7 protein-coding genes and 2 pseudogenes are annotated in these 9,233 nt (G+C 70.7%); 4 read left to right on the top strand and 5 right to left on the bottom strand.

The window, feature by feature from the left end; all coding sequences use genetic code 11:
- Positions 1 to 181: 181 nt before the first annotated feature.
- Positions 182 to 352 (top strand): annotated as a pseudogene (locus ACTWQJ_RS39095) (IMP dehydrogenase); the annotation flags it as partial.
- Between the two features lie 14 nt (positions 353 to 366).
- Here ACTWQJ_RS39095 and ACTWQJ_RS39090 read toward each other — a convergent pair.
- The 5 genes from ACTWQJ_RS39090 to ACTWQJ_RS39070 all read right to left on the bottom strand — a co-directional run bounded on the left by ACTWQJ_RS39090 (position 367) and on the right by ACTWQJ_RS39070 (position 6,640).
- A complete protein-coding gene (locus tag ACTWQJ_RS39090; RefSeq protein WP_443311187.1) occupies positions 367 to 1,374 on the bottom strand; it encodes a CopD family protein in 1,008 nt (335 codons plus the stop codon).
- Between the two features lie 125 nt (positions 1,375 to 1,499).
- Positions 1,500 to 2,873, bottom strand: a complete 1,374-nt coding sequence (locus ACTWQJ_RS39085; RefSeq protein WP_443311186.1) for a CoA transferase — start codon at positions 2,871 to 2,873, stop codon at positions 1,500 to 1,502.
- Between the two features lie 8 nt (positions 2,874 to 2,881).
- Positions 2,882 to 3,427, bottom strand: coding sequence for a hypothetical protein (locus ACTWQJ_RS39080; protein WP_443311185.1), 546 nt, complete (start codon positions 3,425 to 3,427; stop codon positions 2,882 to 2,884).
- Positions 3,428 to 3,502: 75 nt separating this feature from the next.
- The gene (locus ACTWQJ_RS39075; RefSeq protein WP_443311184.1) at positions 3,503 to 5,020 is read right to left on the bottom strand and encodes a S8 family serine peptidase; all 1,518 of its coding nucleotides are present in this window, start codon (positions 5,018 to 5,020) and stop codon (positions 3,503 to 3,505) included.
- A 96-nt stretch (positions 5,021 to 5,116) separates the two neighbouring features.
- Positions 5,117 to 6,640 carry a S8 family peptidase gene (locus ACTWQJ_RS39070; protein WP_443311183.1) on the bottom strand — a complete coding sequence of 508 codons (1,524 nt, stop codon included), beginning with the start codon at positions 6,638 to 6,640 and terminating at the stop codon, positions 5,117 to 5,119.
- Positions 6,641 to 6,979: 339 nt separating this feature from the next.
- On the opposite strand from ACTWQJ_RS39070, the gene ACTWQJ_RS39065 reads away from it, so the two are divergent.
- The 3 genes and pseudogenes from ACTWQJ_RS39065 to ACTWQJ_RS39055 form a co-directional block, all read left to right on the top strand.
- Positions 6,980 to 7,336 carry a DUF485 domain-containing protein gene (locus ACTWQJ_RS39065; protein WP_443311182.1) on the top strand — a complete coding sequence of 119 codons (357 nt, stop codon included), beginning with the start codon at positions 6,980 to 6,982 and terminating at the stop codon, positions 7,334 to 7,336.
- On the top strand, positions 7,333 to 8,958 hold the full coding sequence (locus ACTWQJ_RS39060) for a solute symporter family protein (RefSeq protein WP_443311181.1): 1,626 nt from the start codon (positions 7,333 to 7,335) through the stop codon (positions 8,956 to 8,958). Before ACTWQJ_RS39065 ends, ACTWQJ_RS39060 begins: the two co-directional genes overlap by 4 nt.
- Before the next feature lie 170 nt (positions 8,959 to 9,128).
- Positions 9,129 to 9,233: pseudogene (locus tag ACTWQJ_RS39055) on the top strand (GTP 3',8-cyclase MoaA); the annotation flags it as partial.

Here is a 9,233-nt window from a genome sequence, read left to right as displayed (position 1 = left end):
GCCGGACTTCTGGATCATGCTCACGTATATGGCCGCGCAGTCTCTGCTGGTCAGTGGCACATTCGGAACGCTCCCCAAGCGGCCTGCGGCGTACCGCGAAGTGCGCTCGAACCCCGCCTGAGCGCATCGGACACCCGACCAGCAGGACCCCCGCCGTGCGCCCCACCACCCTCCACGCCCCGTACCACATGCGCGTGGCACCGAGCAGTCGATGCGGACGGCCGTGCACATCACCCGCGACGGCGGCGCCATCGGGTTCGTGGGCGTGCCGCACGGCAGCGGCACCGGCCTCGACCTCGGCCGCATGCTCGACCGGAACATCGCCCTGCGCGGCGGTGTCGCGCCGTGCCGGTGACCACCCGGGGCTCACCACCTGATGGGCACCGGCAGCGCTGTCAGCAACCCCGACACCGCCACCACCATCCCCAGCGCGACCACCTCCCCGCGCGCGGGGAAGCAGGCGGTCAGCGGGTCGGCCGCCCGCCGCAGCCGGATACGCGCCCACAGGGCGAGCAGCGCCACGCCGGCCACGAGGAGCACCTTGGCGAGCAGGACCCGCCCGTACGCCGTGCTCGTCAGCTGGTCCAGCACCGTCCCGGGCGGCATCCGGCGCAGCGTGCTCCACACGCCCGTCGCGGTGAGCGCGGCGAGCAGAACGGCCGCCACGCGCGCGTAGCGGCCCAGCAAGGCCGCGCCCGCTTCCGCGGCGCCCCACATCCGCAGCGCCCGCAGCGCGTACAGCAGACCGCCCACCCACAACGCCGCGCAGGTGACGTGCACGAGTGTCAGACCGGAGCCGATCAGAGGGCTGTGCTCGGTCGTGGGATGCGCGCGCAGCGCCTCGGCGACGGCCACCGCGGCCAGCGGCCAGACCTGGGTGCCCGGCCGACCCGACAGGGCGCACAGGCTGGCCACCGCGAAGGCGTTGACCTCCAGCAGCGCGAGCTTGCCGTCCCGGGACTCGTAGAGGCCGCCGACGTCGATCTCGGCCAGGCTGTGCGGCACGAGGTTGCCGGTCGCCACGACCGACGCGAGCCCAAGGGCCGCGACGAAGCCGGCGCCCGCCGCTATCGGAGCCCAACTGCGCGGCCGCCCGTCCGGAGCGCCGGGCAAGGACTTCGCCAGCCGGTTCAGGAACAGCTCGCCCACCGGCACGCACAGGGCCGCGAACAGCACCGCGCGCAGCAGCGCGATGCCCGCGACGCCTGGGGCGGCGGCCTCCCCGGTGCCGTGCAGCGCGGCGGACGGGCCCAGCAGGGGTGTCAGCGCGCCGAGGGCCACCAGGACGAGGACGGCGACAGCCCGGCTGGCACCGGGTCTCCGCACCGGCCCGTCGGCATCGGCCACCCCGGGAGTGGGTCGTATCAAGGTCACCTCAGGATCTTCACCAGCCTTCACAGAACGGGGCAAGGGACAGAAAACAACTGGTGGTACGTCATTCCGCCCATGGGTACGTTCTCCGTCGCCGCGCGACTCACCGCGCTCGGCCCACCGGAGACCTACCGCGGCTCCGCCCACCGCACCGGATCCGTCCCCCAGGGACCGGGCGGCCGCGTCCAGTCGACCGGCCCGCCCGCGAAGGAGACCGGCGGCAGGGCGTACCGCAGCTGGCCGAGGGCACTCTCCCGCTCGGCCAGCCACGGGCCCGGCCCCTCGTATACCGCGTCTCCCGCGCCACCCGCGCGGATGCCGTTCAGCAACCACTCCGCCGTCCGCGCCAGCGCCAGTCGTACGACCCTGCCGCCGCCGTCGTACGACTGCTCGGTCAGCGCCCGCAGCACCGCCGCCGCCAGCAGATGGCCCGTGCCGTGGTCGAGGGCCTGGGCCGGCAGCGAGCCCGGCCGGTCCGGCGACCCCTCCACCATGGCGATCCCCGTGGCGGCCTGCACCAGGCTGTCGAAGCCGCGCCGCGCCCCCCACGGCCCGTACCCGCCCCACGCCGACAACTGCGCCACGACCAGGCCCGGCCGCCGCTCGGCCAGCGCCTCCGGCGAGAGCCCGAACCGGTCCAGGGCGCCCGGCCGATAGCCGGTGACGACCACGTCAGCCGCGCCGAGCAGCTCCTCGAACGCGCGCCGGTCGGCGGTCAGGTCCAGCCGGGTCGACCGCTTCCCGAAGCCCGTGTCGGTGTGCTGGTCGGGGAGTTCGGGCAGGCGGGGCGGGTCCACGCGCAGCACGTCCGCGCCCAGCAGGGCGAGGGTGCGGGTGGCGACCGGCCCCGCGATGACCCGGGACAGGTCCAGGACGCGCAGCCCGGCGGCGGGCAGCAGTGGATCGGCGTCGAGAAGTGGCGGCACGCGCGCGGGTGCCGCATCGAGCCGGGCCCGCGCGACCAGCGGCCGCCTCGCCACCGCGTCCCGCTGCGGATGCCGGGCCCACTCGTCGGGCGTGCGCACCGCGACGGCCAGGCCCCCGGCGGCGTACACGGCCTCCTCGACCTCCAAGGCAGACCGTTCGGCGAGCGCGGCCTCCACACCGTCCTCGGGCACTTCCAGCGCGGCGAGCAACCGCTCCCTGTGATGCGGATAGTTGGCGTGCATCCGCACCCAGCCGTCCGCCGTGCGCCAGAACCGCGACAGCGGCGCGAACGTCACCGGCGCCCGCCCGTCGACCATCAGATGCCGCTCACTCGTGAACGCCGTAGCCACGGCCCCATCGTCCACCCGCACCCCGGGCACCTGGGCGAGCCCGGCCCGCCGCGCCCCGAGCTCGGCGGCGGCCAGCGCGCACACGCCGACGCAGGTCCGCGCCAGCTCCCGTACCGGAAGGCGCGCCTCCAAGGCACCCACCCGGACGACGGTCGAAACCCGGGAGAGCAGCGCGGGATCGCCGCCCAGTCCGTCCCACACGCCGGCCATTGATGATCGCGTCATACACGTCACTATGCGGTGTTGACTCTGTCAACGCGTGAGGCGGCCGCCCACCACAGCCGTACTTCCTTGCGCACGTCCGTCGGGCGCAACTCCCAACCCTGGGCGAGGGCGACCTCGGCGACGTAGCGGGCGCCCACACCGCGATAGACGGACAGCGCTATCTCACATTCCACCGGTGGCTTCGGCTTGTTCGGCTCGGGCAGGACCGAGGCCCGGGCCGTCCAGTCGGCCACCACCTTGTCGACCTTCGCCCGGTAGTACTCGGTGTCGCCCTCGTGCCGCAGCTGCGGCCAGGTGACGAACCAGGAGCCCAGGCGGATGACCCGCTCCAGCGCCGAATCCATCACCTCCCCGAAGCCTCGCTCGTAGCTCGAACTGAACATCGCGATCACCTCCGTCAGGAAGGCGAGGGCGATGAAGAAGACGAACGTCGCGAGCCCCACCACACACAGCACCGGAAAGCACACCACGGTCGCGATGAAGCGCAGGGTCAGTTGCCACCTGGGCCGGACCGGTTCGGGTCCCCAGGCCGTGGGATCTTCGTATGTGAGCATGACGTCAGATCCTGCCCTACGAGGCGTCCGGGCCGGACGGATACCCGCCCGGCCCGGATCACCTGCACAAAAGCCCTACCTGGTCACCGCGTCCAGGGCGTCCGCCGTGCCCCAGCCGTAGAAGCCGTTGTAGTTCTTCGGGCCCTCGCACACCGCGTCGACCTTGCCGTCGCCGTTGATGTCGTACGGGTCCGTGCACGCGGTGGCGTCCGCCTCGGCGTACAGCAGGGCCTTCACCAGGCCCGGAGTGGCGTGCGGGTGGGTCGACTTGATCAGGGCGGCCACGCCCGCGACATGCGGCGAGGCCATCGACGTACCGGCCATGTAGCCCCACTTGCCGCCGGGCAGCGTGCCCAGGATCAGGCCGCTGGTCGCGGGCGGCTCCGGCTTCTGGTACGCCGTGGAGTCGCCGCCGGGAGCGGCGATGTCGACGACGCCCAGACCGTGGTTGGAGAACGACGACTTCAGACCCTTCGCACCGGTCGCCGCCACCGTCACGATGCCCGGCAGCTGGGTCGGTATGTCGTAGCACTCGGACGGGTCGATCACCCGCTCCGTGGGCGTGGAGTCGTTCGGGGACACCGGGTCGGTGATCTCGTCGGCCGCGAGGTCGTAGTTCTCGTTGCCGGCCGCGGCGACATTGACCGCGCCCTTCTTCTCCGCGTACTTCGAGGCCCGGGTGATGGCCTCCACCAGCGCCTTCTGGTCGGGATCGTTCTTGCAGTTGAAGTACCAGGGGTCGGTGTAATAGCTGTTGTTCGTCACGTCGACGCCGTGCTCGGCCGCCCACACGAAGCCACAGACGACGGCCTCCGTGTAGAAGTAGCCGGCCGTGGTGGACACCTTGATGCCGGACACCTTCACCCCCGGCGCGACGCCCGTCATACCGACGCCGTTCTTGGCCGCCGCGATCTCCCCGGCCACGTGCGTGCCGTGCGGGCTCTCCGTCGCGCCCGGCCGCCAGGCGCCGTCGGTGGTGTCCGGCTTGCCCGTCACGCAGTTGACGGAGGCCTCGCGGTCGAAGTTCGGGGCGATGTCGGGGTGGGTGTCGTCGACGCCGGTGTCGATCACGGCGACGGTCACCTTGCTGCTGCCGAGCGACTTCTCGTGCGCCTTGTCCGCCTTGATGGCCGGCAGGTCCCACTGCAGGCCCTGGAGCGGGTCCTGCCCCTCGGCGGCCGCGGCGTCGGCGACCTCCTGCGCACTGAGCACCTTCGGCGTCCCCACGTCGGTGGTGGACTGCGCGGGCAGCGGGGCGGTCCGGGTGGCACCGGCCGACTCCACCCCGCGCACCGTGCGGATCGTCCTGGCGAAGTCGGCGTTCGACGAGTGAACGACGATCACGCCGATCCGGTCGTACGACATCACGATCGTGCCGCCGGCGTCGGCGATCGCCTTCTTCACATGCCCCGAAGGGCCGTACCCGGGGCGGACGTTGACGACATAGCTGAGCGAGGTCGCGTCGGCGGACGCCGTCGGCGCGGGCTCCGCCGCGGACGCCGTGGCGTTCGGCAGGAACGCGACAGCCGTCGCCATGGCCATCCCGACGGGGATCACCAGGGCGCGGCGGTGGCGCGAGTGAGGCACTGTCATGGTGAGGATGTCTCCAGTTCGTTCGCGGTACGACGGACCGTGCGGGACGTCCGAGCGGCGCGGCCGGTCCGGCCGCGCCGCAAGCGTGACGGCGGCCTACTTCACCGCGCGCAGCGCATTGACGATGCCGAAGCCGTAGAAACCGTTGACGCGGTCGCCGCCCTCGCACACCGCGTCCTGCGTGCCGTTGCCGTCCTGGTCGTACGACTCGGGGCAGCCCGGGTTGTCGGCCTGCGCCTTGAGCAGCGCCTGGAGCTGCGCCGGGCCCGCCCACGGGTGCTTGGACTTCAGCAGCGCGGCGACGCCCGCGGCGTGCGGGGAGGCCATCGAGGTGCCCTGCAGGAAGGCGTACTGGTTGTTCGGCATGGTGGACAGGATGCGGCCGTTCTTCGACGGCGTGTCCGGGATCTGGTAGAGCCGGTCGCCGCCCGGCGCCGCGACGTCGACGACGCCCTTGCCGTACGAGGAGTAGTACGACTTGAGGTTCTGCACACCCGTCGCGCTGACGGTGACGATCCCCGGGAGCTGCGTCGGCACGTCGAAGCACTCGTGCGGGTCGATGGTGCGCTCGACCGGGGTGGAGTCGTCGGGGCTGGAGTCGTCGACGATGGCGTCGGAGTCCAGGTCGTGGTTGGAGTTGCCCGCGGACGCCAGGTGCAGGGTGCCCTTCTTCTGGGCGTACAGCTGGGCCCGGTTGACCGCGTCGACGATCGCCTTCTGGTCGGGGTCGTCCATGCAGTTGTACAGCCACGGGTCCACGTAGTAGCTGTTGTTCGTGATCTCGACGCCGTGGTCGGCGGCGAACACGAACGCGCACACGACGCTCTCCGGGTAGAAGAGACCGTTGTGCGGGTCGCTCACCTTGATGCCGGACACCTTCACACCGGGGGCCACGCCGGCCACACCGACGCCGTTGCGGGCCGCGGCTATCTCACCGGCGACATGCGTACCGTGGTAGTCCTCCGCGGTGTACGGCCGCCAGGCGCCCTCGCTGGTGTCCGCGACACCGCCGACGCAGTTGGCGGACTGGCCCGCGGAGAAGTTCGGGGCGAGGTCCGGGTGGGTGTCGTCGACGCCGGTGTCGATGACGGCGACGGTGACCTTGCTGCTGCCCGGGTTGATCTGCGCGGCCTGGTCGGCGCCTATCGCGCGCAGGTCCCACTGGTCGGCCTCGAGGGGCTCGCTCCCGGGCGTGGCAGCCGCCTCGGCCTTCGCGGCCTGAGCGTCCGTCAGGTAGTCGGCCGCACCCTCGTCCGTCGTGCCCGCGGCGACCAGCGGGGCGGTGCGCGTGGCACCGGCCGACTGCACTCCGCGAACTGTGCGTATCTGCGCGCCGAAGTCCGGGTTCGCCGAGTGGACGACTATCACGCCGATCTTGTCGTACGTCGTCACGACGGTGCCGCCGGCCGCGGCGATCGCCTTCTCCACCGACGCGATCGTGCGCCGGTCCGTCTTGGTGTTGACGACATACGCCAGGTTGGGTGCGTCCGCCGTCTGCGCGCCGGACTCCACGCGCGGGGCGGCCGAGGCGGCCGCCGGCAGGAAGCCGATCGAGGCGGTCAGCGACAGCACGACGGGCACGGCGAGCGCCAGCCGACGTCTGGAACGCAGATGAGCCATGGGGTCTCCACATCATCCGGAAACGAAACCGGCCCGAGACACAGGTGGTGCTCGGGCAGGTGCATGACGAGTGTGCAGGCCGAAGCTATCTCCCGAACTCGCTGGCCAGCAATGGCTTCTGGCGATGACGCGATGACTTCGTGGTCCTGGCGTACCGATTTTCGAAAGAAGCCGGACAGGTTGAACCGGTCCGCGCGTGCCGCCGTGACGTTGAACAGGGAGCGCGAGCACGATCGAGCCCCCTTTTGGATCACGCCCGAAGGGCACTAACATCGCCGCCCGGTTCACGTGATCCACATCACTACCCTCACTATCGCATCCGCAACGCGAGGAGACTCCGTGGCAACCGACGCACCGCCCCCCTCGAAGTCAGAACACCGACTCCCCTCGACCGAGGAGTTCGTCGAGGTGCAGGAGAGCGCGGAGTTCGGTGAACTGCGCCGCTCCTACCGCTCCTTCGCCTTCCCCCTGACCGTCGCCTTCATCGCCTGGTACCTGCTGTACGTCCTGCTGTCGAACTACGCGGGCGACTTCATGGGCACCAAGCTGTTCGGCAACATCAACGTCGCCTTCGTCTTCGGCATCGCACAGTTCGTCACCACGTTCCTCATCGCCTGGTGGTACTCGCGGCACGCCGCCGCGAAGCTCGACCCCAAGGCCGAGGCCATCAAGTCCCGGATGGAGGGCGGCGCATGAGCCCCGTACAGCAGACAGTTATCGCCGCGGGTGAGGCCAGTGAGCACCGGCCACTGATCATCTCCCTGTTCGCGGTGTTCGTCGTGGCGACCCTGGTCATCACGGTCTGGGCCGGCCGCCAGACGAAGGACGCCGCCGACTTCTACGCGGGCGGCCGCCAGTTCAGCGCCTTCCAGAACGGGCTCGCGGTCTCCGGCGACTACATGTCGGCCGCGTCGTTCCTCGGTATCGCGGGCGCGATCGCCATCTTCGGGTACGACGGCTTCCTCTACTCCATCGGCTTCCTGGTCGCCTGGCTGGTCGCCCTGCTCCTGGTGGCCGAGCCGCTCAGGAACTCCGGCCGCTACACCATGGGCGACGTCCTCGCGTACCGCATGCGCCAGCGCCCGGTGCGCACGGCGGCGGGCACCTCCACGATCGTCGTCTCGATCTTCTACCTGCTGGCCCAGATGGCGGGCGCGGGCGTCCTCGTCTCGCTGCTGCTCGGCATCACCTCGGACGCCGGCAAGGTCGCCATCGTGGCCCTCGTCGGCGTCCTGATGATCGTGTACGTCTCCATCGGCGGCATGAAGGGCACCACCTGGGTCCAGATGGTCAAGGCCGTGCTGCTCATCGGCGGCACCCTCCTGATCACCTTCCTGGTGCTGCTGAAGTTCAACTTCAACATCTCCGACCTGCTCGGATCCGCCGCCGAGAACAGCGGCAAGGGCGCCGCCTTCCTGGAGCCCGGCCTCCAGTACGGCGCGACCGGCACCACCAAGCTGGACTTCATCTCCCTCGGCATCGCCCTGGTGCTCGGCACCGCCGGTCTGCCGCACATCCTGATCCGCTTCTACACGGTGCCCAACGCCAAGGCCGCCCGGAAGTCCGTGAACTGGGCCATCGGCATCATCGGCGGCTTCTACCTGATGACCATCGCCCTCGGCTTCGGCGCTGCCGCGCTGATCTCCCAGGACGAGATCATCGAGTCCAACCCGTCCGGCAACACGGCCGCCCCGCTGCTCGCCCTGCATCTGGGCGGCGTCGACTCGGCCTGGGGCGCGATCCTGCTGGCCACGATCTCGGCGGTGGCCTTCGCGACGATCCTCGCCGTGGTCGCCGGCCTCACCCTGGCCTCGTCGTCCTCCTTCGCGCACGACATCTACGCCAACGTCATCCGCAAGGGGAAGGCCACCGAGAAGGAGGAAATGAAGGCGGCCCGCTGGGCGACCGTCTTCATCGGCATCGTCTCCATCGCCCTCGGCGCCCTCGCCCGTGACCTGAACGTGGCCGGCCTGGTCGCCCTGGCCTTCGCGGTCGCCGCGTCCGCCAACCTGCCGACCATCCTCTACAGCCTGTTCTGGAAGCGGTTCACCACCCAAGGCGCCCTGTGGTCGATCTACGGCGGCCTGATCGTGGCCGTCGGGCTGGTGCTGTTCTCGCCCGTCGTCTCCGGCGACCCGAAGGCGATGTTCCCCGACGTCGACTTCGCCTGGTTCCCGCTGAAGAACCCGGGCATCATCTCCATCCCGTTCGGCTTCCTGATGGGCTGGCTCGGAACGGTCCTGTCCAAGGAGGAGCCCGACACCGGCAAGTACGCCGAGCTGGAGGTACGGTCCCTGACCGGCACCGGCGCCCACTGATCCCACCCCGGTACGCGGCCGCGTCGTAGGCCTCTGTGGAGGTCCCTACGACGCGGCCGCGCCGTACCTGTGTGATCAGGCCGCTGTGGCTGTCACTGCCGTCGCGTAGGCTCACAGGTGTCGGACAATGTGCTCCGCTGTGTGTGATCCGCTGCGAGGGAGGGGGCCACGTGCTCATCGACACCTACGGCCGGGTGGCCACCGACCTGAGGGTCTCGCTCACCGACCGGTGCAACCTGCGCTGCACGTACTGCATGCCCGAGGAGGGCCTGCAG

This window comes from Streptomyces sp. KR55 (genome assembly GCF_052245645.1).
Taxonomy (GTDB): Bacteria; Actinomycetota; Actinomycetes; order Streptomycetales; family Streptomycetaceae; genus Streptomyces; species Streptomyces flavusporus.
This window is presented reverse-complemented; position numbering and strand designations above follow the sequence as displayed.

What these genes read in the sequence shown, in the direction of transcription:
- ACTWQJ_RS39085 (WP_443311186.1), bottom strand. Translation starts at nt 2,873, where the DNA reads ATGACGCGATCATCAATGGCCGGCGTGTGGGACGGACTGGGCGGCGAT.
- ACTWQJ_RS39080 (WP_443311185.1), bottom strand. Translation starts at nt 3,427, where the DNA reads ATGCTCACATACGAAGATCCCACGGCCTGGGGACCCGAACCGGTCCGG.
- ACTWQJ_RS39075 (WP_443311184.1), bottom strand. Translation starts at nt 5,020, where the DNA reads ATGACAGTGCCTCACTCGCGCCACCGCCGCGCCCTGGTGATCCCCGTC.
- ACTWQJ_RS39070 (WP_443311183.1), bottom strand. Translation starts at nt 6,640, where the DNA reads ATGGCTCATCTGCGTTCCAGACGTCGGCTGGCGCTCGCCGTGCCCGTC.
- ACTWQJ_RS39060 (WP_443311181.1), top strand. Translation starts at nt 7,333, where the DNA reads ATGAGCCCCGTACAGCAGACAGTTATCGCCGCGGGTGAGGCCAGTGAG.